Raw genomic sequence first — 24,148 nt, forward strand, 5'->3', positions numbered from 1 at the left:
GCCGATGACCGGCGTGTCGACCAACGCCGCCTGGCGCCAGCGCAGCCTGGCCGCCGTGTGGCATCCCTGCACCCAGATGAAGCTGCACGCGCCCGATGGCGCGGCGTTGCCACTGATCCCGGTGGCGCGGGCCGAAGGCGTGTGGCTGCACGACCACGAAGGCCGGCGCTATCTGGACGCGATCAGCTCCTGGTGGGTCAACCTGTTCGGCCACAACCACCCCGCGATCCGCGCGGCGCTGGTGGACCAGCTCAACACGCTGGACCACGTGATGCTGGCCGGTTTCACCCACGCGCCGGTGGTTGAACTCTCCGAGCGGCTGGCCGCGCTCACCGGCCTGGGCCACGCCTTCTACGGCAGCGACGGCGCCAGCGCCACCGAGATCGCGCTGAAGATGAGCGCCCACCATTGGCGCAACGCCGGGCGCGCGCGCAAGAACCGGTTTGTCGGCGTGGCCGGGGGTTACCACGGCGAGACCGTGGGCGCGCTGGCCGTGACCGACATTGCGCTGTTTCGCGAAGCCTACGCGCCGCTGGTGCGCCTGGCCGCCACCGTGCCCAGCCCCGACGCCCGCGGCGCGGCACCGGGCGAATCGCCCGCCGACGTGGCCGAGCGCGCGTCCGCGGCGCTGGGCGATTGGCTGGCCGAACACCACGAAGAAACCGCAGCGCTGATCGTCGAGCCGCTGGTGCAGTGCGCCGCCGGCATGGCCATGCACGACCCCGTGTACCTGCGGCGCGTGCGCGAGCTCTGCGACCGCTACCAGGTGCACCTGGTGCTGGACGAGATCGCGGTCGGCTTTGGCCGCACCGGCACCCTGTTTGCGCACGAGCAGGCGGGCATCCGGCCCGACTTCCTGTGCCTCTCCAAAGGGCTCACCGGTGGCACGCTGCCGCTGTCGGTGGTGCTTACCACCGACGCGGTGTTTGCCTCCTTCTACGACGACGAGGTGGCGCGCGGTTTCCTGCATTCGCACAGCTACACCGGCAACCCGCTGGCCTGCCGCGCCGCGCTGGCCACGCTGGATCTGTTTGACCAGACCGACGCCCTGCGCCAGAACGTGGTCACCAGCCAGCGGCTCGCCGCGCAGTTCGCGCCTCTCACGGCGCATCCCCGCGTGCGTTTCGCGCGACGCAAGGGCATGGTCTTCGCATGGGACGTGGCGAGCAGCCTGCCCGACTTCGGCCGCCGCTACGCCCGCCACGCGCTGGCGCAGGGGCTGCTGCTGCGCCCCATCGGCCACACGCTCTACGCCATGCCGCCCTATGTGATCGACGAGGCCGAGGGCGAGCTGCTGGCGCGGGGCGCGCTGGCCGCGCTCGACGCCACGCTGGCCGAAGAAACCGGCCCGGCGCCGGTGAGCGGGGTGCCCGATGGCGTTTGACGGCTGCTTCGTCACCGGCACCGACACCGGCGTGGGCAAGACGCTGGTGAGCGCGGCGCTGCTGCACACGCTGGCGCGCCGGCACCGCCGCGTGGTCGGCATGAAGCCGGTGGCGGCGGGTCTGGTGCAACAGGGCGGCGCGTGGGTGGCGGAAGACGCGCTGGCGTTGCGCGCCGCGTCCACCGTGGCCGTGCCGCCCGAACTGGACTGCCCTGTGGCGCTGCCCGAGCCGCTGTCGCCTCACCTGGCGGCCGCGCGCGCGGGCCGGCGCGTGGGCGTGGCCGAGCTGGTGGCCGCGCACCGCAAGCTGCGGAGCCTGGCCGACGTGGTGCTGGTGGAGGGCTCGGGGGGCTGGCGCGTGCCGCTGAACGAAGACGAGACCCTGGCCGACCTGGCAGTGGCACTGGCCCGGCCGGTGGTGCTGGTGGTGGGCCTGCGGCTGGGTTGCCTGAACCACGCGCTGCTGACGGCCGAGGCCATCCGCGCCGATGGCCTGCACCTGGCCGGCTGGGTGGCCAATGCGATCGACCCCGGCATGGCTTGCCGCGACGAAAACATGGACACGCTGCGCCACTGGCTGCCAGCGCCGCTGCTGGGCGTCGTGCCCTGGCACCCACAAACCCCCGACGCACGCCAGATCGTGCTGAACCTGCCCGACACCTGGCGATGAAGGATCTGCAAATGAGCTGGTTGAACGAATTCGATGACCGCCTGGCCGCGCTGGACGCGCAGGCGCTGCGCCGCGTGCGCCGAGCCGTGGTGCCCGAGCAGGGCGCCCGCCTCAACGTGGACGGCGTGTCGCTGCTGGCCTTCTGCAGCAACGACTACCTGGGCCTCGCGCAAGACCCGCTGTTGCGACAGGCGGTGCACGCTGCGGTGGACCGCTACGGCGTGGGTTCCGGTGCCTCGCCCATGGTGAGCGGTCACAGCGTGGCCAACGCGGCGCTGGAGCGCGAGCTGGCCGAGGCCGTGGGCCTGCCGCGCGCGCTGTATTTCTACGCCGGCTACGCCACCAACGCCAGCACCGTGCCGGCCTTGGTGGGCGAGGGCGATGCGCTGTTTTCCGACGCGCTGAACCACGCCTGCCTGATCGACGGCGCGCGCCTGTCCAAGGCCACGGTGCACCGCTACCCCCATGGCGACCTGGCCCGGCTCGCCGCCTTGCTGGCCGCCAGCCCGGCGCGCCGCAAGCTGGTGATCAGCGACGCGGTGTTCAGCATGGACGGCGACGTGGCCGACATCACTGGCCTTCACGCGCTGTGCGAGCGGCACGACGCCTTGCTGCTGCTGGACGACGCGCACGGCTTCGGCGTGCTGGGGCCGCAGGGGAGGGGCGCACTGGCCGCCGCCGGCCTCACCGGCGCGGGTGCCTCGCCGCGTGTGCTCTACATGGCCACGCTGGGCAAGGCGCTGGGCGTGGCGGGGGCGTTTGTCGCCGGACCCGAGCCCCTAGTGGAGTGGTTGCTGCAGAAGACCCGCAGCTACACCTACGCCACCGCCGCGCCGGCCTTGCTGGCCGAGGCCGTGCGCGCCGGCCTGCGCTGTGTGCTCGGCGCCGACGGCGAGCGCCGGCGGCAGCACCTGGCCGCGCTGATTGCCCAACTGCGCGAAGGCCTCGCGCCCGGCGCCAACGTGGCGGTGGACGCCGCCGGCTGGACCCTGATGCCCTCGCACACCGCGATCCAGCCCCTGGTGATCGGTGACAACGAAGCCGCGCTGACCGTGATGGCCGCGCTGCGCGAGCAGGGCATCTGGGTGCCCGCGATCCGCCCGCCCACGGTGCCGGCGGGCACCGCGCGGCTGCGCATCGCGCTGTCGGCCGCGCACCAGGCCGAGGACGTGGACGCCCTGCTGGGCGCGCTGCGGGCCGCTGCGGCCGGTTTGAGCGCGGGCCGCGCCGAAGAGGCGGGCCAGCACCGCGTGGCCGTGGCTGCGTTGGAGGCTTGAGCCCATGGCCGAGCTGGCAGCGCTGCCGACCTGGACCGTGATGGCCTTCGCCATCGGGGTGGCGCTGTTCATCGACCGCTGCTGGGGCGAGCCACCACCCCGCTGGCACCCGGTGGTGTGGATGGGCCACTACCTCGGGGCGCTGGGTCGGCGCATCGCACCGGTGATGGGCGGGCCGGCGGCCGGTGCGGCGAGGCCGTTCGTGGCGGGCGCGCTGGCTTGGGCCTTTGGGGCGCTGCTGGTGGTGGTGATCGCTTTCGCGGCGACCCGGGCCGTGAGCGGAGGGCCGCTGTGGTTGCAGGCGTTGCTGCTGGGGGTGTTGCTCAAGCCGATGCTGGCCTGGCGCATGCTGCGCGACGAGGTGCGCGCGGTGGAGACGGCGCTGGGCGAGTCCACCGAGGCGGGGCGCGCGCGCCTGGCCTGGCTGGTCAGCCGCGACGTGGCGCCGCTCTGCGAGCGCGAGGTGCGCGAAAGTGCCATCGAGACCCTGGCGGAAAACCTCAACGACTCGGTCGTGGCACCGCTGTTCTGGTTTGCCGTGGCCGGCCTGCCCGGCGCGGCGCTGTACCGCTTCGCCAACACGGCCGATGCTATGTGGGGCTACCGCGGCGAGCGCCAGGGCCGCGACTGGAGCTGGGCCGGCAAGTGGGCGGCGCGGGCCGACGATGTGTTGTCTTGGCTGCCCGCGCGCATCACGGCCGCATTGCTGGGTCTGCTGGGTCTGCTGGGTGCGGCGGGCACGCTGCGGCAGTTGCCGGCGCAGGCGGGCCTGACGCCCTCACCCAACAGCGGCTGGCCCATGGCCGCCATGGCGCTGGCGCTGGACGTGCGCCTGGGCAAACCCGGTGTCTACACCTTGCATCCCCAAGGGCGCGGCGCACTGCCGGCCGACACCGCGCAGGCCTTGCGGCTGGCGGGCCGTGTGGTGTTCACTTGTGCCCTGTTGGCCGCGGCGTGGGCAGCGGCGGGTTTCTGGAGCCTGTTCCGATGACACATCCACACGGCGGCCCCGACGCGATGGGCGTGCCCCGCTGGGACTTTTCCACCAACGCCAACGCCTGCGGGCCAAGCCCCATGGCGCTGGCCGCGGTGCGGCAGGCCGACGCGGCGCATTACCCCGACCCGCAGCACACGGCGTTGCGCGAGGCGCTGGCCGGGTTCCACGGCGTCGCGGTCGAACGCATCGTGATCGCGGCCAGCGCCAGTGAGTTCATCGCCCGCATCAGCGCCAGTGTGGCCCGCGCGGGCGGGCAGCGCGCCTGGTGGCCTGCGCTCGCTTACGGCGACTACGCGCATGCCGCGCAGGCCTGGGGTCTGCAGCGGGTGAACGATCCCGCGCAGGTCGACCTGCTGTGGCTGTGCGAACCGTCGAGCCCGCTGGGCAGCGCCGAAGCCATGGCGAGCGCCGTGGCGCAGCAGGGCGGTGTGATCGTGATCGACCGCGCCTACGAGCCGCTGCGCCTGTCCGGCCGCAGCAGCCTGGGTGCCGAGGCGCTGGACCGCCTCTGGCAGCTCTGGACGCCCAACAAGGCGCTCGGCCTCACGGGGGTGCGCGGCGCCTACGCCATCGCGCCGGTGCAGAGCCAGGAGCTGGCGCGCGCGCTGGAGCGGCTGGCGCCGTCCTGGCCGCTGGGCGCGCATGGCGTGGCGATGCTGCGGGCGTGGGTGCGGGCCGATACACAACAATGGCTGACCGAGAGCCTGGTGAGCCTGCGTGACTGGAAAGCGCAGCAGATGGCCCTGTTGGCCGGGCTGGGCTGGACCTGCCTGCCCAGCGAGGCCAACTACTTCTGCGCCCGCGCACCCGTAGCCCTGGATACACCGGCCCTGCGTGCCCAGGGCATCAAGTTGCGCGACACGACCTCGCTCGGCCTGCCCGACCACTGGCGCCTGGGTGTGCGGTCGCCCGCCGCGCAGGCGGCCCTGCGCGATGCCTTGCAGCGCGCCACGCTGCGCTGCGTGGAGGTGTCCGCATGACCGCCGTCTGCGTGATGGTGCTCGGCACCACCAGCGGCGCGGGCAAGAGCTGGCTGACCACGGCGCTGTGCCGCCACTACGCGCGCCAGGGGCTGAAAGTTGTCCCGTTCAAGGCGCAGAACATGAGCAACAACGCTCGGGTGGTGCTGGGGCCCCAAGCTGAAACAGCCCCCACGGAGGGCAGCGATCCGCGTGGGCGGTGGAGCGTGGGGGCGGAAGCGTTCACCGCCGGGCCGCCCCAAGGTGAAACAGCCCCCTCGGGGGGCAGCGACCCGCGTGAGCGGTGGAGCGTGGGGGCCGAAATCGGTTCTGCGCAGTACTTCCAGTCGCTCGCTGCCAACGCCGAGCCCGACGTGCGCATGAACCCGCTGCTGCTCAAGCCCGAGGCCGATACGCACAGCCAGGTGGTGCTGATGGGGCAGGTGAGCCAGGCGCTGTCGGAGATGCCGTGGCGCGGTCGCAGTCTGCACGTCTGGCCCCAGATCGCCGCCGCGCTGGATGCGCTGCGTGCCGAGAACGACGTGGTGGTGATTGAGGGTGCGGGCTCGCCGGCCGAGATCAACCTGCACGGCAGCGACATCGTCAACATGCGGGTGGCGCTGCACGCGCAGGCGCGCTGCCTGCTGGTGACCGACATCGACCGCGGTGGGGCCTTCGCCCACCTTTACGGCACCTGGGCGCTGCTGCCGGCCGACGAGCAGGCGCTGATCCGCGGCTTTGTGCTCAACAAGTTCCGTGGCGACGCCGCGCTGCTCGCGCCCGCGCCGCGGATGCTGCAGGACCTGACCGGCGTGCCGGTGGTTGCCACGCTGCCGATGTGGTGGCAACACGGCCTGCCCGAAGAGGACGGCGTTTTCGATGACCGCACCCTCGCTTGCGGCGCGGTGCGGAAAACGATTGCCGTGATCGCCTGGCCGCGCATCAGCAACCTCGACGAGTTCCAGCCGCTGAAGAACGTGCCCGGCCTGCGCCTGGTCTGGGCGCGCACGCCGGCCGATTGTGTGGGCGCCGACTGGATCGTGCTGCCGGGCTCCAAGTCCACGGCGGCCGATCTGGCCTGGCTGCGCGCGCAGGGGCTGGACCGCGCCGTGGCCGCGCACGCCGCGCAGGGCGGGGCGGTGCTGGGCGTGTGCGGTGGGCTGCAGGTGTTGGGCGAGGCGCTGATCGACCCGCATGGCATCGACGGCAACGCGCCCGGCCTGGGCCTGCTGCCGCTGGTGACGCGCTTTGACCTGCAAAAAACCGTGCGCCACACCGAGTCCCGGTTTGGCGCGCTCACCGGCCCCTGGGCCCCGCTCTCGGGCGTGACCGCGGCGGGCTACGAAATCCACCACGGGCAGACCACCCAACACCCGGCCATGGCCGCCAAGGGCGACGTGGCGCGCGAGGTGTTGCCCGGCCTGGGCTGGCAGAACGCCGCTGGCAACGTGCTCGGCGTGTACCTGCACGGCCTGTTCGAAGACCCGCGCGTGCTGCACGCGCTGTTTGGGGCCACCGCGCCCACGCTGGAGACCGTGTTCGACGGCCTGGCCGATTTCATGGAATCCCATTTCGAGCCCGGCGTGCTCGACCAACTCATCCAACCCTGAACCCCTGGAGCCTGCCATGTCCTACACACCACCCGCCATCGCCGACATCGCGCAAACCGCGCTCGCCGAGCGCCTGCAGCACAAGCTGGACAACAAAACCAAGCCGCTGGGCTCGCTCGGCCGCATCGAGGCCCTGGCCCAGCGCATCGGCCTGATCCTGGGCAGCGAAACGCCTGAGCTGAAAGCGCCGCAACTCGTGGTGTTCGCCGGCGACCACGGCCTGGCCGCGCGCGGCGTCTCGGCCTACCCGAGCGACGTGACCTGGCAGATGGTGGAAAACTTCCTGGCCGGCGGTGCCGCGGTGAGCGTGCTCGCGCGGCAACACGGCATCGGCCTCACGGTGGTGGACTGCGGCGTGCGGCACGACTTCGCGCCGCGGCCCGGGCTGGTGAACTGCAAGGTCGCACCGGGCACCGCCGACGCGCTCGAAGGCCCGGCCATGAGCGCCGATCAGTGCCAGACCGCCCTGGCCAACGGCGCGGCGCTGGTGCGCGATCTGCCGGGCAACGCGCTGCTGCTGGGCGAGATGGGCATCGGCAACACCTCGGCCGCCTCGATGCTGCTGGCGCGCCTGGCCGGCCTGGCCGTGGCCGACTGCACCGGTGCCGGCACCGGCCTGGACGCCGAGGCCGTGCAGCGCAAGATCGGCATCCTGCGCCAGGTGCTGGAGCGCCACCCCGATGCCAAGGACCCGCTGGCCGCGCTGGCCGCGTTCGGCGGCTTCGAGATCGCCACCATGGTGGGCGCCGTGTTGCAGGCGGCCAGCGAGCGCCGTGTGATCGTGGTGGACGGCTTCATCGCCAGCGCCGCCGTGCTCGTGGCCAGCCATGTGCAGCCCAACGTGCTGCAGCGCTGCGTGTTCGCGCATCGCTCGGGCGAACGGGGCCACGCGCTCATGCTCTCGCACCTGCGCGCCGAGCCGCTGCTCGATCTGGGCCTGCGCCTGGGCGAAGGCTCGGGCGCCGCCATGGCCTGGCCGCTGCTGCAAAGCGCCTGCGCCGTCCTGTGCGAGATGGCGAGCTTCGAGTCGGCCGGTGTGTCGCGGCAGGACGAAGCCCCGGCCGACACCGCACCCGCCGCCTGAGACACAGAGGAACGCCGTGGAGCAAGGCCCCCCCACCAAGAGCGACCGTGGAACCGGCTCAGCCGGGCTGCAGACTGCGCCCCCCCTGGGGGAAGACGTGCAGCGGCGCAGGGGGGTGTCCATGCCGCTTCGCCACTTTTTGCTTGCGTTGCAGTTCTTCACCCGCATCCCGGTCACGGGGCGCCTGGCCGACTGGGTGGGCTTTTCGCCCGCCATGCTGCGCGCGAGCGCCGCGCATTTCCCGGGCGTGGGCTGGGTGGTGGGTGGGCTCACGGCGGTGGTGTTCTACGGATTGCTGACACTGCTGCCCGCCCAGCCCGCGGCGCCCTGGGTCGCGGCCGTCGCCTGCACCGTCTTCAGCGTGCTGCTCACCGGCGCATTCCATGAAGACGGGCTGGCCGACACCGCCGATGGCCTGGGCGGCAGCCCGAGCCGCGAGCGCGCGCTGGAGATCATGAAGGACTCGCGCATCGGCAGCTACGGCGCGGTGGCGCTGGTGCTGGCCTTTCTGAGCAAGGCGGCGTTGCTGGCGCTGCTGGCGCAGGCGGGCGGCACGCTGCTGGCGACGGCTGGCCTGTTCGCGGCGCACGTCAGCTCGCGCCTCATGCCGCTGTTCATCATCCGCACGCTGCCGCACGTGGGCGACACGCCCACCTCCAAGTCCAAGCCGCTGGCCGAGAGCATCGGCAATGCCGGTCTGGCCACTGGCCTGCTCTGGTGGGCGCTGGCCATGGCGCTGGTGGGCTGGGCACTGCCGGGCGCGCCCTGGCCGCAGGCGGTGCTGGGCGCATTGCTGGGCCTGGCCTGGATGTGGCGCCTGCTGCGCCGCCGGCTGCAGGGTTTCACCGGTGACGGTCTGGGCGCCACGCAGCAGGTGAGCGAGCTCGGGTTCTACCTCGGGCTGGTGCTGTGCCTGCCCGCCACGCCATGAGGGCGCGCGCATGACGCTCTGGCTGTTGCGCCACGCGCCGGTGGTGCTCGACGCCGGGCGCTGCTACGGCGCCACCGACGTGCCCGCGAACCTAGCGCTCACGAGCCAGGCCGCGCGGTCGATGGCGGCGCTGCTGCCCGAGGGCGCGCCGCTGTGGGTCTCGGGCCTGCAGCGCGCCCAGCAGCTCGCGCGTGAATTGCACACACTGCGGCCCGACCTGGGCGCGCCCGCCACCGACACGCGGCTGAACGAAATGAACTTCGGTCGCTGGGAGCTCAAGCGCTGGGATGCCATCCCGCGCCAGGCCTTTGACGTCTGGTTGGCCGATTTCGCGCACCACCGCTTTGGCGGCGCCGAGAGCGTGCAGCAGCTGATCGACCGGGTGGCCGTGGCGCTGGCGGCGGTGCGCTTGAAACAGCAGGGCCAGGCCGTCTGGGTGACCCACGCGGGCGTGATCCGCGCCGTGCAGTACTTGGTGGCCCATGGCAGCGCGCCGATCAGCGACGTGGACCAGTGGCCCCGCGAGGCGCCAGCGCCTGGGGGTCATCTGTGCCTGACGCTGTGATAGGGTTTCGCCTTCAAACGTATCACCGCGTTGGTTCGCCTTGCCGTGCCACAGCACGGTCCGCGGCTCCCGCCTTGTTCCACGCTTGAATGCAACACCGCATGTGCCGCCTCCAGCGTGCACACTGGCGCCCATGAAGAGCCCGTCGCCACGCCCTCCCGCCAGCCTGGCCCGCATGAAAGCGCTGGCCCTGGGCCTGCTGCTGTTCGCCGCCCTGGTGTATGTGCTGGCCACGCTGCTGGGGCCGCGCCACCTGGCCTGGGGTTACGTGGCGGCCGCGGCCGAGGCGGCCATGGTGGGGGCGTTGGCCGACTGGTTCGCGGTGGTCGCGCTGTTCCGCCACCCGCTGGGTCTGCCCATTCCCCACACGGCCATCATTGCCGCCAACAAGGACCGCCTGGGCGCGCAGCTGGCGCGTTTTCTGGGCGAACATTTCCTGACCGCCGAACACGTGCGGCCCACGCTGGCGCGCTGGGACCTGAGCCTGGAGGCCGGCCAGTGGCTGACCCGGCCCGAGTCGGCGCAGCGCGTGGGCGAGTGGCTGCGGCAGGCCACGCCGGCCATCCTGTCCGCGCTCGACCAGGCGCCCGTGCGCCAATGGGTGGCGCGGCTTGCGCAGCGCCTGCTGCGCGAGGTGGACCTATCGGCGCTCGGTGGCCAGGCGCTGGGCGCGCTCACCGAACACGGCCACCACCAGCAGTGGCTCAACGGCCTGCTCCAGCAGCTCTCGAGCTGGGCCGGGCAGGACGCCGTGCAGGAGCGGCTCACGGACGCCATCGCGCGCGAACTCAAGGAGCTCAAATACGTCGGGCTCGACCAGGTGGCCGCTCGCCTGGCCACGCGCAAGCTGGTGGCCGCGCTCACCCGCACGCTTGCCGAGGTGGCGCAGGACCCCGATCACGAGCTGCGCCACCGCTTCGACGGCTGGATGGCCGATGCCATCGAGCGCCTGCAGCACGACGCCGACTGGCGTGCCCGTGTGGCGCTCTGGCGCGATGCCTGGTTGGCCCAGCCGGCTTGGAGCGCCCCCATCGAGGCCTGGTGGCGCGCACTCCTGGGCCACCTGAGCGAGGAGGCCATGAAGCCCGAGACCGCGCTGGCCGAGCGCATCGCCGGCGTGGTGCAGACCGTGGGGCAGCAGTTGCTGGCCGACGAGGCGCTGCGTGGCTGGATCAACGCCCAGGCACAACACGTCTTGCTGCGAGCGCTGGACGGCAGCCGCGAGAGCATCGTCGGCTTCGTGGCGCAGCGGGTGCAAGCCTGGGACGCTCAGGAGATGAGCCGCGTGCTCGAAAACAACATCGGCCGCGATCTGCAGTTCATCCGCATCAACGGCACGCTCGTGGGGGCGCTGGTGGGGCTGGTGCTGCATGCGCTCACGCAGCTGGTGTTGTAAGCCCCGTGCGCCGTGCTAACGCCGCGTGGCGCGGCTTACGAGCAGCACCCGGCTGTCTCGGTCGACGATGACAGGCCTTGGCGAAGGTCGGTCAGGATGGTGCAGTCGGGCGCGGGGCCACCGGCACAGCCCTCGCTGCAGGCCCGGACATAACGCGACAGACTTCGCTCCAGGCGGCGCAACTCCGCCATCTTGGCCCGCACGGCTGTGAGATGCCCCTGGGCAATCGCGCGTGCCTCCACGCAGTCGCGTTCGGCACTGGTCGACAGCGTGACGAGCTCGCGGGTCTCATCGATGGAAAAGCCCAGGTCGCGGCAGTGCCGGATGAGGATGAGCACGTCTTGCGCCGACTCCGGGTAGACACGATGACCGCTCTCGCGGCGCATGGCCGCCGGTATCAAGCCCACTTCCTCGTAGTACCGGAGGGCGGATACCGCGAAGCCGACCCGCTTGGCCAGGACGCCAATGGTCAGCAGTTCGGGTGGGGGTTCTGTGGTGGTTGCGGGTTTTTTCACTGCGGGCCTTGTATCTCAAGTTGCTTGAGATTTTACAGTTGGCCCACGGGAATCGACCCGCATGGATCAACTGGAGAAGACGCGTGAAAAAACCTGTATTGACAGCCCTGGGCGTGGCCGGAGCGTGTGTGGCCTGCTGCACCATCCCCTTGGCGATCCCATTGTTCGGGGGAGCGGCTGCGCTTGGGCTGACGTCCTGGCTGGGCGTGCATTTCCAGATCGCTCTGGAGTGGCTGGTGCTGGTGGTGATGGTGTCCATGGCGGCGCTGGTCTGGGGCACCATGGTCTTGGTGCGTCGCAGGCGCGCCAAGACATGCGAGAGTGGGCCATCGAGCGGAGGTGCGTGTGCGGTGAGCCCAGACGCCGAGGGATGCGGCTGCGCCCCTCGGTAGGAGCGGTCGGTATCAGCCCAGCGTCTTCGGCTTGAAATCGCAGTACGCCGACACCGCGCATTGGTGGCACAGCGGCTTGCGCGCCTGGCACACATAACGCCCGAGCAGGATCAGCCAGTGGTGCGAGTCCACCGCGTAGGCGGGCGGCACGCGTTTCATCAGCTGCTGCTCCACCGCCAGCGGCGTTTTGCCCGGGGCCAGGCCGGTGCGGTTGCTGACGCGGAAGATGTGCGTGTCCACCGCCATGGTGGGCTGGCCGAAAGCCACGTTGAGCACCACGTTGGCGGTCTTGCGGCCCACGCCGGGCAGGGCCTCCAGCGCCTCGCGCGTGCGCGGCACCTCGCCACCGTGGCGCTCCACCAGGATGCGGCAGGTTTCCATCAGGTGCTTGGCCTTGCTGCGGTACAGGCCGATGGTCTTGATGTACGACTCCAGGCCCTCCTGCCCGAGGGCCAGAATTTTCTGCGGTGTGTTCGCCACCGGGAACAGCTTGCGCGTTGCCTTGTTCACGCCCACGTCCGTGGCCTGGGCCGAGAGCAGCACGGCGGTCAGCAGCTCGAACACGCTGGTGTATTCGAGCTCGGTCACAGGGTGTGGGTTGGCGGCCTGCAGGGTGGCGAAGAAGGCTTCGATGGCGGCGGGTTTCATGCCGCGCAGTGTAGCGGGGCAGGGCGCGAGGAAGGCCCCGCGCCAAGCTTCAAGCACTCGCCTGCTTCAGGTCTTTCAGCATGTCCTGGATCGCCGCCTCCACCGTTTTCGCGCGCTCCGCGAGCTCCTTGCCGCGCAGTTCCAGTGCCTTGGTGGTCAGTGCGGCCTGTTCTTTCAGTTCGGGCGATTTTTCCAGGGCGCGTTTGAAGGCGTCGCTGCGGATCAGGGCGCTGTGTTCCTTGTTGTCGGCCAGGCCCTGCTGGGTGCGTTGGGCCAGTTGTTTGCCGTAGCCGGCCAGCGCCTCGCCGATCTCGCTGGCGACCTGGGCCGGCGGGTCGTCCACTTCACGGCGGGCCTTGGGCCGCAGCTCCGGGATGTCGGGCACCTTGAGCACGGCGCCCTTGGGCAGGGTGCTCAGGTCGCTCAGCCGCGGGTTGGCTTTCAGGATGGCGGCTTCGGCCTTTTCGCGCTGCTTGGGCGTCAGGCGTTCGAACATGACGTCGGCGATCTCGGCCACGGATTTTTCGCCTCGGAAGCTGGTGATCGGCATGGCAAGACTCCTTCAGAGACCGATGACGTTGGTCAGGTTGATGTCGGCCGGGGTGGGCGTGCCGCCTTGCACCACGATCGGGCCGGTGCTGGTGTTGCCCATCACGATGGCGCGCTTCAGCTCGGGGAACAGGAACAGGGTCTGCAGGTCCCCCAGGCCGATCAGCCGGTTGTTGCTGGCGTTGAGCGTGCGCGCCCCGAGCTGGCCGACCACCGGTTGCGCGCTGCTCTCGCCCACCGCTTCGCAGTGGTTGGTGTTGAATAGACAGTCGACGACGCCGGTGCAGCGGTTCAGCGGCACCGAAGAGTGGTGGCCGCGCAGCCGGTTGCCGCGGATGGACAGGATGCCCGTGCGCGCGGGCACCGCCGCCGCCAGGCTTTCGGTCAGCAGGAAGCCCATTTCGCCCGCCGAGACGAAGCTGGCCATGGCGAAGTGGGTGAAGCGCACGCCGCTGCCGGGCGCGATGTTGATCGCCCGCCAGGCCAGCGGCTCGGGCTTCTGGCCGTCGTCGCCAATGCGCTCCACCTGGTTGTCGTCGATCGCGCAGTGTTCAAACGGCGGCGGCACATGCAGGCCGCTGATCTGGCCGCTGCCGCGGTCCGGGCCGATGCCGAAGCAGCGGTTGCCCGCGATGCGCAACTGCCCCATGGCCAGCGCGCGCACCGCGTCAATCGCGGGCGAGCCGGTGGCCGTGCGCGCGACCCGGCCCAGGCTGTTGTCGAGCAGGTCGGCGCGCTCCACGCGGACCAGCTGGATCGCTGCGAAAGCGGTGTTCTCCACGTTGGCGGCCTGGCCGAGGTCGTGGCACTGGTTGCCTGAAAAGCGCAGCACCCCGGCCGAGGCGCTGCGCGCCATCACCAGCGCGCCGAGCCCGAGCTGTTCGAAATGGTTGTCGCTGATCACCGCGTGCTCGACGCGGTGGTTGATCACCACGCCGTTGCCCCGCAGCTCGCGCAGGCGGTTGCCGCCGATGCGCGCGCGATCCAGCGCCACCGGGTCCAGGCCCTCTTCGAGCACGATGCCGTCGCCGCTGCGCTCGTTGGAGCCGGAGATCTCGTTGCCCTCGATGCACAGGCCATCGACCCCGGCCCGGATGCCGTCGCCGGCGGTGTAGATGACGTTGCTGGTGATGTCCATGGGCGAGCCGGGCAGGGTGGCGCCGGTGGCGACCACGGCGGCCTGGTTGCCCACCAGCATCAGGTTGTCCACGATGCGCGTGTTGCCGAAGTGCAGGCTGATACCGTCGAGGTTGACCGCGCGCTGGCTGCAGAACATCAGGTTGCGCGCGATCCGCAGTTCGGCGGTGAGCAGGTGCTTGCGCTCCCGGTCGGGCACCGACGCGATGCCGCGTTCGGCCACCAGCGCGCACTGCTCGATCTTCGCGCCGAGCACGTTGCCGGCCAGCCCGATGGCCACGCTGGTGCCGTCGCCCACCGACAGGCCGAGCACGTTGATGTGCTGTGCGAGCAGGTCGATCACCTGGGTGGCCAGCAGCACGGCGGTGGTGCCCGAGGTGCGCGCCGCGCCCAGCAGGCTGAGGTTTTCCAGCGCCACGCCGTTGCTCTCGCTGATGTTCACCACGGTGCCGGGCTCGGTGCCCTGCAGCACGGTGGCCCAGCCCTGGCCGCGGATGCGCAGCGAGCGCGCGCCCTCGATGTTCAGCGGCGCCGACAGGTTGTAGCTGCCGATGCCCAGGCAGACCGTGCCGCCGGTGGCCTTGAGGCTGTCCACCGCCTGTTGCAGCGTGGCGCTGCCGTTGTTGTGGTTTTCCGCGCTGACGCAGACCGAGCAATCGCAGCCATGGCCCTCGGGCATGGGCGGCCACAGCGTGCGGCAGTCGGTCTCGGCGTCGGGGAAGTTGACCACAGCGAGCCGGGCGTGGTGGTGGTGGATGCCCAGCGACGGGGCGCGGTCCAGTTCTTCGATCGTGGCGTTGGTGCTGCGCGCGGCGAACACCCAGTGGTCGCCGCTGCGGAACAGGCCACCGGCCGGATCGAGGCTGAATTCAACCAGGATGCCGTGCTCCAGGAACAGGCGCGTGCCCAGCGGCGGGATCAGGATCGCACCGTTGCTGGCGGGCGCGTCCAGGTCCTGGCCGGCCACCGCGCTGCCGTCTTCGCGGCGCACCTGGCCCGACTGGTCCCAGCGCCGCACCCGGGTGTTGCGCAGCGGGTCGGTGGCCTGTTGCGCATCGGTGGGGAACAGGCCGGCGCTCAGCGGCTGGTCAAAAGTCAGCGTGCGCGCGATCGGGTCCACCCCGCTGGCGGCGCGGATGCGGCGCAGCTCGCCGGGCAGGCCGTGCAGCTCGCGGTGGTCGTCGGTGACTTCGACCCAGTCGCCGTCGTTGAAGCGCAGCACGTCGTCGCGCCCGATACTCTCCACCGTGACGCGGTCTCGCGCCGGGTTGATGTGGGTCGCGCGCGAGGCCACGCTGGCGTTGTCGCGCGACCACTTGAAGGTGGCCGTGCCGAGCGCGCCGCCCTGGTGCACCTCCACCCGGTAGAGCTGGTTCTCCAGCCCTCGGTAACCCGCGGCCGGCGGCACGCTGCAGGGGTTGGGCTCGAAGCCAGGGTCGCCGGTGGCGGTGGACAGGCGCGCGGCCGACGGCGCGGTGGCGGCCACCCAGGCGGGAATGTCCTCGTCGGGCGTGGCGCAGCTGATCGCGCCGTCGATGGGCAGCAGCTTCACCTGCCACACCGTCTGGCGCCGGCCGGTGGTGTCCACGCCGACGGCCGGCTCGATGAGCCCGGGCACCTGCAGCGCAGTCACGTCGCGTTGCCAGACGTCCAGGTACACCAGGTGCGGCCCGGCGGCGGGCAGCGCGGGCGGCTCGGGGTAGTAGGGCTGGTCCAGGTAGTCCAGCGCGGTGGTGCCGGCCAATTCGGCCAGGTGCGGGTCCCAGGCGTCGGGCGTGCCGCCGTGGTTTTCGGCCAGCAGGCCGTCCACGTACATGCGCCCCGCGCCGATGCTCAGGGCGCCACCGGCCGCCTCGATGCGGAAACCGTCGGGCGTGGTGCGCGGCACCACGCTGCCGTTGAAGGTGTCCCAGCTGCCGGCCTGCAGGCGCCGGCCGAGCTGGGCCACCCATTCGTTCCAGTCCGCATCCAGCTGGACGCGGCCCTGTTGCATGACCACGCCCAGGAAGTCCTGGCGGGCGTCAAAGCGCACGCGGCTCAGATCGAAACTCATGGTGCTCCCTCCTTCAGGATTCGTAGAAGATGCCGGCCCGCAACCCGACCCGCAGGTACTCGGCGAGGCGGATGCGCAGGTTGGCTTCGCGCTGCGCGCCGTGCAGGTGGTGAAAGACGCCCATTTCGCTTTCGTCGTCGGCGCCGCGCAGCACCTCGGGCGGTGTGGAGCGGGCGAGCTGGGCGTAGGCCGGGGTGCCGTAGACCAGCGAACTGAAACGCGGCGCGATGTGCTGCGCATCGCTGGCCGAGCCGGGCTGGCAGCGGAAGCGCGTGGGCACGATGGCGCTCAGCGGCAGCCAGGAGAAGCGCACGCAGCCCACCTGCTTGCGCGCGGCGCGCACCGGCACGGCCCAGCTGTCGCCCTCGGCCAGGGCCGCGAGCAGGATGCTGTTGGACACGCTCATCTGCGCCGCGTGCAGCTTGCCCACCACGGTGCAGGCCTCCAGCGTGAGCGCCGCGCCGGGGCCGCTGCCATCGAGCGCGGCCAGCGCCACGCCGCTGCGCGCGGTGGCGTCGATCAGGCTGTCTTGCGCGCTCAGGCTGGCGCGCTCGTGGCAGCGCACGGCGCCCACGATGCAGCGCTCGATGTGCGTCTGCAGGCCGGCGAGCTCCAGCAGCAGGCTGGGGCTGGCGGGTTGCGCCGGGCTGGCGTCCGGGTTCAGGGCGATGCCCGGCACCAGGGTGCAGTGCAGCAGGTTGAGCTGTTTCAGGGCGTTCGTGCCGTCGTCGGGCACCACCAGCGGCGCGCCGGTGATCAGCAGGCCGTTGAGCGTGCAGGCGGCGTTGGCCCCGCCGGTCACGGTGCAGCCGCCCAGGTCGAGCACCGGGCGGCGGCCGTTCTCGGCCCGGATCTCGATCTGCCCGTCGGCCACCACGGCCAGGGTCAGCGTTTCCGTGTAGCGGCGGCTGTCGCGGATTTCCACCACGCCGTTGCCCGCGATCTGGGTCAGCGCCGCGCCGATGGTGGGCTGGTCATCGGGCACGCGCACCACCAGCGTGGTGTTGGCCGGCGCCGGCAGGCTCTCGCCGCGCTCGTATTCGCCGCCGCCCAGATCGGCGCTGAAGCCTTCGTGCCAGGTCAGGCTGAGCTCGGCCGGGTCGTCGGCCTCGGGCGGCAGGGCGATGCGCCCGAGCACCGGGTCGATGGCGTAGACGCCCGCCGGCGGCGGGGTGTGGGCCCAGGTGGCGCCGTCGTCGCCCAGGTCGCAGACCACAATCTGGTCGCGCTCGATCGGCGTGCCGCCGACGCTGAGCAGCAGCGCGGGCTCTGCGTTGTCCAGCGGCGCCGCGGCGTTGGCCCGCGTACCGTAGTGCTGCGCCAGCTCGGCGGCCAGGCGCCGGCGCGAGAGCGGGCCGGGCACATGGGCCGGCTCGGCCAGGTGGGTGATGTCGTCCTCGGCGCGCGGGCGGTTGTACAGCGGCAGGTCGTGGTTGAGCGGGCTCACCCGGTAGCGGCGCGGCCCCACCCGCAGCGCCGGCGTGTCGCGGTGCCGGTAGGCCTGGATGCGCCACAGGTGCAGGCCCACGTTGGGGATGTTGTGGCGCCCCCGGCCCGACTCGATGCGCCGCATGTCCACCGTGCGGTTGGCGCTCTCGAACGCCGTGCCCACGAACTCCAGCGCCGTCCCCTGCCGCAGGTCGGGCGACTGCAGGTTGTGCGGGCGGGTGTGGTTCATGTACTGCGTGGTCACGATGCGCTGGAAATACTCCACGGCGCGCGCGTCCCAGCCGGTCACGTCGCGCGCGAGCTGCTCCAGCACCAGCGCCGTGCCCTTGCGCCGGCGCAGGGCGATGGTGTGGGCCACCTCGGCGCGCGCGCTGGCCACCCGGGGCGTGACGCCGTGCAGGCTCTGGTAGCCGATGAGGTCGCCGATGTAGGGCACGACCCAGTCGGCGCAGGTCTCGATGAACAGATCGTCGTGGAGTTGCTCCAGGCTTTCCCCGGCCACCGCGATCTGCTCGGCCAGCACGCCGATCAGCTCTTCGAGCGGCCCGCGCTCCAGGCCCAGGGCCTGCGCAAGCTCGGCGTCGCGGATGCGGTGGATGGCCGGCAGCAGTTCAAAGAGCGACTGGGTGTCTGTGGTCATGGGACTTTCCTCCGTGCTGCGCCCTGCGGGGCTGAGCGCCTTCGGAGCGGCCGTGCAGCGCTCACTGGAGTACCTTCGCCCTGCGGGCTGCGGTGCGAGCTTGCTTGGGAGCGGCCCGGCGCGGCGCTCATGGCATCACCTCCAGTTCCACCGGCTCGTCGGCCAGGGTGAGCAGTTCGGCCGGCAGCGGCTGGCCGGTGAGCGAGGCCACGGGCAGGGCCGCGAACAGGCGCGGCACCAGGCCCGGGGCCTGGCCCACGCGGTGCAGGCGGGTGACATGCACCGCCTGCACGCCCGCCACCGCCTGGGCCACGGCCGCCACCTCGTCCACCGAGACGGTCTGGCCGAAGTCGCGGCGCGCGAAGCTGAAATGCGCGCGCAGCGCGGCCTCCAGGGCCTGGAGCACCGGGTCGGTCTCGTGGCTGGCCAGCACCTTCACCGAGAGCCGCACGCGAAACCGCACGCCGAGGTGGTTGCGCAGGTGCAGCGGCACCAGCGCGTCGCCGTGGCTGCGCAGCGCCGCGCCCAGGCTGGTGAAGGTGGCGCCCGACGGCGGCACCACCGCGCCGTCCACCCCGGCGATGCTGAGGAACACGCCCCGCGCGGGGCCGGCGGGAATCCACAGCGCGTGGGCCTTGTCGATGCCGGCGAAGGCGCGCGCGAAGCTGGCGTAGTCGGTGATCGAGACCGCGCGGTCCAGCGTCAGCACGGTCAGCGGCGCGTTGTCGCGCGCGCGCTCCAGCCGCTCGCCGTCTTCGCCGCCGGTGGCGGGCTCGGGGTTCACCACCTCGCTGACGCCGAGTGGGCGCGACAGCAGCGTGGTGAGCTGGCCCGCGGCCACGTTGCCGGCCACGCCCAGGCCCTTGCGGTAGCGCGCGCGCACATTGCTCTGTCCGCTGGGCAGGCGCGCGCCTTCCACGCCGTCGCCAAACTCCACCGTGGTCAGGCCGTCGTCGTCCTGGCGCGTCTGGTAGACGCGGGCGCCGGGGCTGGCCTGGTAGAGCGTGGGCGCTTCGGTCCACAACACGTCGGCCACGCGCAGCTCCAGCGTGGACGCGCCGCCGCTGGGCGTGGGGGCGCTGACGTAGGTCAGCGGCGCCTGGTTCAGCACGAAGCGCTGGCCCGCGCTGCCCGCGTCGCCGTTGCCCAGCAGCGCCTCGACCGTTTCGCCGTGCGTGGCGGGCGCCACGTTGCCGTTGATCCGGACGCTGGCGCGCTCGTACACGTGGCGCAGCGCGGCGTCGAGCTTCAACTGCGTGTGGTCGCGCTCCAGCAGCACGGCCTGCCCGGTGTTGGCGATGTGGGCGATCTCCCGCACCAGCGGGTCGTCCTTGCGTGCCGGCGCCAGCCGGATCTCATGGCCCTTGGCCACCAGCGTGCCGCTGCGGCCGTCGCGGTCCATCAGGGCGAGCCGCAGGCGCACGGTGGACTGGCCGAGCAGTGCGGTGAAGGCCTCGGCGCCGAGCGTGACGGAGGTGAAGAACAGCAGGCGGCTGGCCGGCGCGGTCATGAAGAGTTCGTCGCCCTCGGTCAGCGCCACGCTGCCACCCTGCGCGAGCTGCAGCGACAGGCCCTGGGCACCCGCGGCGATGGCGATGCGCTGCCGGGTGCCCGAGACCGCCAGCGCCTGGCCAGGCAGCAGGCCTTCCACGCGCTGGCCCAGCGTGAGCGCGTCGCCGTGCACCGGGTGGAACAGCGGCGTGTCCACCGTGGCCAGGCGCTCGCTCTGTGCGAGCACCAGCGTGTTGCGCAGGCCGAAGCGGGCGGCGCTCAGGTTTTCGGTGGTGTCGGGCGTGAGGCGGGTGGTCTTGCCCGAGATGCCGAAGTCGTTGCGGCTGAGCTGGCTCACACGCTGGACGCGGTAGAGCCCGGTGTAGCCCGGCAGGTCGGCGTTGCCCTGGCCGGCCTCGTTGGACACCAGCGCGAACCAGGTGCCGGCGGTGATCTTGGGGTTGGCGCTCTCCAGGTCCAGCGTTGTTTCGTTGATGTGGAACTGCTTCCAGACCCAGTTCGAGGGCGTGCTCCTGTCGATCTTCTGCGCCAGGTTGGAGCCGCGGCCGCTGAGCAGGTTGGGGTCGGGCGCGTTGTGGCCGAAAAGCGCCGTGCGCTGGCGGAACGCGTGCACCTCCACCCCCACGCCGGCCGGGCTCATGGGCGGGAACGCACTGCCCAGAGGATGTTTCCACAGCACGCGGGTGCGGGCGTTGGCGTTGTCGGGCAGCACCGCGCTGAGCACGCGCACGTCCCAGTGTTCGCCGTCGGGGTCGCTGATGCGGTCGCTGCCCACGATCAGGATCGGATCGCCCGGCTGCAGCTGGGTGGCCAGGCCGTCGAGCCAGAGCTCGGTGTTGCCCGACTGGGGCCGCCAGGGCACGCGGGTCTGCACCGGCATGGCGTTCCACTGCACCCGCGCGGGGATGTCGGCCACGGTTTCGAAGCTCTGGGCCGTCTCGTCCTGGCCGGGCACGCTCTGCACCCGCGTGCCCACCGGGATCTGGATCGGCTCGGACGGCGCCCCCGGCGCCTCCAGCAGCTTGAACGCCAGGTGGGTGCTGGCGGCCACGCCGGGCGCGAGCCGGTAGCCGATCAGGCGCGCCATCTCGCGCACCGACAAGCGCTCGGTGGCGGTGCGCAGGTAGTGTTCCTGCGCGTAGCGTTCGGTGTAGAAGCTCAGCACGTCGAGCGAGGTGGCCATGGCGTCGGCCAGCGCCAGGCTGAAGTCGCTCAACTCGCGCGTGCCCAGGGCTGCTAGGGCCGGTGTGTCGGTGCTGGACAGCCGGGCCTGCATCGAGGCCAGGAAGTCGCCGTGGCGGCCCACCCGGTAGGCGATGGCCGGCTGGCCGGGCGGGTTGTGCACGCGCGCCGGGGTGTCGGCGTCCACGCCGGCACAGCAGCCGCAGTCGTCGGGGGAGGTGTCCTGGCCGCTCATCACTTGCCTCCGTGCAGTTCCAGCCGCAGCACACCGTGCTCGGGGAAGTTGGGGTCGTTGTCCAGCCGCGCGATTTCCAGCCGGCCCAGGGTCATGAAGCCGTCGGCCAGGGGTTTGGGGTCGGGCTGGCCCTGGCGCTGGAAGCGCGTGACCTGGACCGAGCCCACGCCGGCCACGGTGCGAGCGGCCGCGTACAGGGGGCTTAAGAACACGGTCTGGCCGAAGCTGAAGTGGTCCGGGTGGAACAGGCCGCGGGTGCCGTCGGCGCGGGTGCGGCTGCTCAGCACGTCGAGCAGGCCGCGGCTGACGTCGCTGCGGAAATGGTCCTTGTGGACGCAGACCAGCAGGTCGATCTCCAGCGACACCGCGATCGGGTCGTGGATGCGCAGGTCGTGGCCGGCCATGCGGTAGCGGTCCAGGTGGTGGCCGACCTGGGTGGCGAAGGCGGGGTCGATGGCTTCGCCGTCCTGCCGGTCCATGGTGACGAACACGGTGTGCCAGCTGCCGGTCCAGCGCAGGCTGGCGGCGGCGCGCTGCACCTCGGGCAGGCGCTCGGTGACGGCGGCGTAGTCGGCCATGGTCACGGCGCGCTCCTGGGTGCGAAAGGCCTGCGGCGCGCGCCTGCGCACCTCGGCGGTGGTCTCGGGCGCCACGCCGCCGCGCGCGGGCATGGGGTTGACCACCGCGTTGATGCCGCCCTGCGTGGTCACCACATGGGCGATGGCGCCCGCGCCCACGTTGCCCTGCGGCCCGTTGCCCACGCGGTAGTGCGCGCTGAAGGCGGTGCCGCTGTCGGGCCGGCGGCCGTGCCGGTCGTCGCCAAAGCGCAGCCGCGCGCTGCCGTCGTCTTCGGCCTCGATCACGAAGTGGGTGTCGGTGGCGCGGCTGGCGAGCAGGTCGCGGCGCGGGCTCCAGGGCTCGCTGCCACTGCCCTGGGTGGCGGTGAGGCCGATCCGGGGCAGCGCGTCGGCGGTGCGCCAGCGCATGGCGGCGCTGGCCGAGTCCTGCGGGTCGAACAGCAGGCGCTCGCTGGTGCGCACGCCGTTCTCGACCCGCGTCACGAGCACCGTGCCCTGGTGGGTGAGCGGCGCGCCGGCCAGCTGCGGCCGGTAGCGTGGGGGCAGGGGTTGCGGCGCCTCGCGCTGGCAGGCGTCGCCCGCCACGGCCGGGTGGTGCAGCCGGGGCGGCGGCACGCTGCCCAGCGGCTCGTCTTCGATGCGCTGGCCGTGATCGACCAGCACGTTGTTGCCCAGCGCGGTGCTCACGCCGTGGATCAGCACGCTGCCGTGCGCCTCGTCGGTCTCGCTGGAGATGCACAGGGCGAAGGGCAGGGCGTCGGCCGGGTGCCAGGAGATCTCGGTGATCTCGGTCAGGGTGGTGGGGTCGGCCGGGTCGGGGGGCAGCGGGTCGGTCAGTGGATCGCTGCCGTCGAAGGCGCGCACGGCGCTCAGGCGCACCGCGTGGCGGTGGGCGGGGTCGGCATCTTCGGGCTCACCGCTGAGCGGGCCGAGCTGTTCCTGGAAGATCAGCACGTCGCCCGCCTGCAGCTCGGGCCAGTGGCCGCGCAGCGTGGCGCGGGTGGCGCCCCGGGGCAGGCAACAGCGGGTGTCGCCCCAGGTGTGGAATTCAAAGCTGTTGTGCGCCTCGCGCAGGGTCGCGCCGTGCAGCGGCTCGAACACCAGGGGCCGGGCCTGCAGCGCGGCGCGCTCGGCGGGCGAATCGGGAACGATGCGCGGGGGCACACCCGCCACCCGGGTATAGAAGCGCAGGTCGTCGGGCAGGGGGAAGGGGCCGCCGCTCACGTCGATGTGCAGCCAGGCGCGGGCGTTGCACCCTTCGTGCACCGCGTAGTCCACCAGCAGGGCGTGGCGGCGCAGGCTGCTGCGCCGGCGGGCGGTGTGCAGGTAGGCCTCGGTGGCGACGGCGTCGAGCTGGTAGTGCTGCAGGTCGCCCACGTAGGCGATCAGCTCGGCCAGCGTGGTGGCCAGATCGGCCGGGCTGCGGTCGCGCCAGCCCGGCATGTTGCGCGCCAGGCGGTCGATCACCAGCCGGCGCAGGCTCTCGTAGTCGCGGGCGAGGTAGTTGATGTCGGGCGTGGGCTTGGCGGGTTCGGTGCAGCCCGGGGGCGTGCGGCAGTCGAAGTCGCTCGGGCATTCCACCTTGAAGCGGAATTCGATCTCGGAGAGCCGGGGGTCGAAGTCGGGCAGCGGGGTGGGCGTGGCCGGGTCTTGCGTGAGCCGCAGGGTATAGCGCGAGAAGTCGCCCGCGCTGTCGGTGCGCACCAGCAGCACGTGGTCGGCCTCGGCCAGCGCGCTGAACAGGGCCTGCTCGGCCGCGTTCGCCTCGGCGGGCGGCGCGCTGGCCACGCCGATCCACTGAACCTCGATGCGGCGGATGCGCTCGCCGCCTTCGATCACGACCTGTTCGCGCGTGAGACCGGCCGGCACCGGCTTGAGCAGGCGCACGAGCAGGGTGCGCTGGCGCGGGCTGCCCAGGGGGGCGTCGAGGTCCAGCACCTCCAGCCAGTCGATGCCGTTGAGCGTGGGGTGGGCGTCCACCGCCGTGCGCCGGTTCTGGTCGCAGCAATGGAAGATCATGGCTGGCCCCCCTGGGTGAAGGTCTCGCGCTGGCGCGAGGCGTTGCGCCGTATCAGGTACTGCACGGTGACGCTGAGCGCGGCGTCCACCGCCCGCACTTCGACCGCCTCGACCGTGATCAGACCCGAGAGCCAGCGCTGCAGCGCGCCCTGCACCAGGAACTGGGTGGTGGCCGCGAGCTCGGGGCTGTTGGGGGCGAACACCAGCTCGCGCAGGCCGCTGCCGAAGTCCGGGCGCATCACGCGCTCGCCCGGCGCGGTGAACAGCACCTGCTCGACCAGGCCACGTATCCAGTCCGCCTCGTCGGCCTCGCGGGTGAGGCCGCGGCCGTCGAACTGGTAGGGGAAAAACAGGCGTTGGGTCATG

At 71.9% G+C, this 24,148-nt stretch carries 18 protein-coding genes; 10 read left to right on the forward strand and 8 right to left on the reverse strand.

What is annotated here, in order from left to right; all coding sequences use genetic code 11:
* Window positions 1-4 precede the first annotated feature (4 nt).
* The 10 genes from bioA (at window position 5) to KIH07_RS14910 (ending at window position 10,873) form a co-directional block, all read left to right on the forward strand.
* Window positions 5-1,384 carry an adenosylmethionine--8-amino-7-oxononanoate transaminase gene (gene bioA, locus KIH07_RS14865; RefSeq protein ID WP_264181846.1) on the forward strand — a complete coding sequence of 460 codons (1,380 nt, stop codon included), beginning with the start codon at window positions 5-7 and terminating at the stop codon, window positions 1,382-1,384.
* Complete coding sequence (bioD, locus tag KIH07_RS14870; protein WP_226492712.1) at window positions 1,374-2,054, forward strand: dethiobiotin synthase; 681 nt, start codon at window positions 1,374-1,376, stop codon at window positions 2,052-2,054. The genes bioA and bioD overlap by 11 nt, the downstream gene beginning before the upstream one ends.
* Before the next feature lie 11 nt (window positions 2,055-2,065).
* Window positions 2,066-3,331: an 8-amino-7-oxononanoate synthase gene (bioF, locus tag KIH07_RS14875; RefSeq protein WP_226492713.1), complete on the forward strand. Its 1,266-nt coding sequence runs from the start codon at window positions 2,066-2,068 to the stop codon at window positions 3,329-3,331.
* A 4-nt stretch (window positions 3,332-3,335) separates the two neighbouring features.
* A complete protein-coding gene (gene cbiB, locus KIH07_RS14880; protein ID WP_226492714.1) occupies window positions 3,336-4,322 on the forward strand; it encodes an adenosylcobinamide-phosphate synthase CbiB in 987 nt (328 codons plus the stop codon).
* Complete coding sequence (locus KIH07_RS14885; protein WP_226492715.1) at window positions 4,319-5,308, forward strand: aminotransferase class I/II-fold pyridoxal phosphate-dependent enzyme; 990 nt, start codon at window positions 4,319-4,321, stop codon at window positions 5,306-5,308. Before cbiB ends, KIH07_RS14885 begins: the two co-directional genes overlap by 4 nt.
* A complete protein-coding gene (locus KIH07_RS14890) occupies window positions 5,305-6,897 on the forward strand; it encodes a cobyric acid synthase (protein WP_226492716.1) in 1,593 nt (530 codons plus the stop codon). The genes KIH07_RS14885 and KIH07_RS14890 overlap by 4 nt, the downstream gene beginning before the upstream one ends.
* Window positions 6,898-6,913: 16 nt before the next feature.
* Window positions 6,914-7,981: a nicotinate-nucleotide--dimethylbenzimidazole phosphoribosyltransferase gene (gene cobT, locus KIH07_RS14895; RefSeq protein WP_226492717.1), complete on the forward strand. Its 1,068-nt coding sequence runs from the start codon at window positions 6,914-6,916 to the stop codon at window positions 7,979-7,981.
* 121 nt (window positions 7,982-8,102) lie between these two features.
* Window positions 8,103-8,912, forward strand: a complete 810-nt coding sequence (locus tag KIH07_RS14900) for an adenosylcobinamide-GDP ribazoletransferase (RefSeq protein WP_226492718.1) — start codon at window positions 8,103-8,105, stop codon at window positions 8,910-8,912.
* A 10-nt stretch (window positions 8,913-8,922) separates the two neighbouring features.
* Window positions 8,923-9,477, forward strand: coding sequence for a histidine phosphatase family protein (locus KIH07_RS14905; RefSeq protein WP_226492719.1), 555 nt, complete (start codon window positions 8,923-8,925; stop codon window positions 9,475-9,477).
* A 133-nt stretch (window positions 9,478-9,610) separates the two neighbouring features.
* On the forward strand, window positions 9,611-10,873 hold the full coding sequence (locus KIH07_RS14910; protein WP_226492720.1) for a DUF445 domain-containing protein: 1,263 nt from the start codon (window positions 9,611-9,613) through the stop codon (window positions 10,871-10,873).
* A gap of 35 nt (window positions 10,874-10,908) precedes the next feature.
* On the opposite strand, the gene KIH07_RS14915 is transcribed toward KIH07_RS14910, so the two are convergent.
* From KIH07_RS14915 to KIH07_RS14950, 8 genes are all read right to left on the reverse strand, one after another.
* On the reverse strand, window positions 10,909-11,388 hold the full coding sequence (locus tag KIH07_RS14915) for a MerR family transcriptional regulator (RefSeq protein ID WP_226492721.1): 480 nt from the start codon (window positions 11,386-11,388) through the stop codon (window positions 10,909-10,911).
* A 404-nt stretch (window positions 11,389-11,792) separates the two neighbouring features.
* Window positions 11,793-12,428: an endonuclease III gene (nth, locus tag KIH07_RS14920; protein ID WP_226492722.1), complete on the reverse strand. Its 636-nt coding sequence runs from the start codon at window positions 12,426-12,428 to the stop codon at window positions 11,793-11,795.
* Between the two features lie 49 nt (window positions 12,429-12,477).
* On the reverse strand, window positions 12,478-12,978 hold the full coding sequence (locus tag KIH07_RS14925) for a hypothetical protein (protein WP_226492723.1): 501 nt from the start codon (window positions 12,976-12,978) through the stop codon (window positions 12,478-12,480).
* Between the two features lie 12 nt (window positions 12,979-12,990).
* Entirely contained in the window at window positions 12,991-16,167 is a 3,177-nt protein-coding gene (locus KIH07_RS14930; RefSeq protein WP_226492724.1) for a DUF6519 domain-containing protein, read from the reverse strand.
* A 13-nt stretch (window positions 16,168-16,180) separates the two neighbouring features.
* Window positions 16,181-18,256 (reverse strand): hypothetical protein, encoded by a 2,076-nt coding sequence (locus tag KIH07_RS14935; RefSeq protein WP_226492725.1) that lies wholly within the window; start codon window positions 18,254-18,256, stop codon window positions 16,181-16,183.
* A 127-nt stretch (window positions 18,257-18,383) separates the two neighbouring features.
* Window positions 18,384-21,185 (reverse strand): putative baseplate assembly protein, encoded by a 2,802-nt coding sequence (locus tag KIH07_RS14940; RefSeq protein ID WP_226492726.1) that lies wholly within the window; start codon window positions 21,183-21,185, stop codon window positions 18,384-18,386.
* Complete coding sequence (locus tag KIH07_RS14945) at window positions 21,185-23,782, reverse strand: putative baseplate assembly protein (protein WP_226492727.1); 2,598 nt, start codon at window positions 23,780-23,782, stop codon at window positions 21,185-21,187. Before KIH07_RS14945 ends, KIH07_RS14940 begins: the two co-directional genes overlap by 1 nt.
* On the reverse strand, window positions 23,779-24,147 hold the full coding sequence (locus KIH07_RS14950; RefSeq protein ID WP_068166235.1) for a GPW/gp25 family protein: 369 nt from the start codon (window positions 24,145-24,147) through the stop codon (window positions 23,779-23,781). Before KIH07_RS14950 ends, KIH07_RS14945 begins: the two co-directional genes overlap by 4 nt.
* Between the last annotated feature and the right edge of the window lies 1 nt (window position 24,148).

The sequence above is a fragment of the Hydrogenophaga taeniospiralis genome, from assembly GCF_020510445.1.
In the GTDB taxonomy this organism is placed as follows: Bacteria; Pseudomonadota; Gammaproteobacteria; order Burkholderiales; family Burkholderiaceae_C; genus Hydrogenophaga.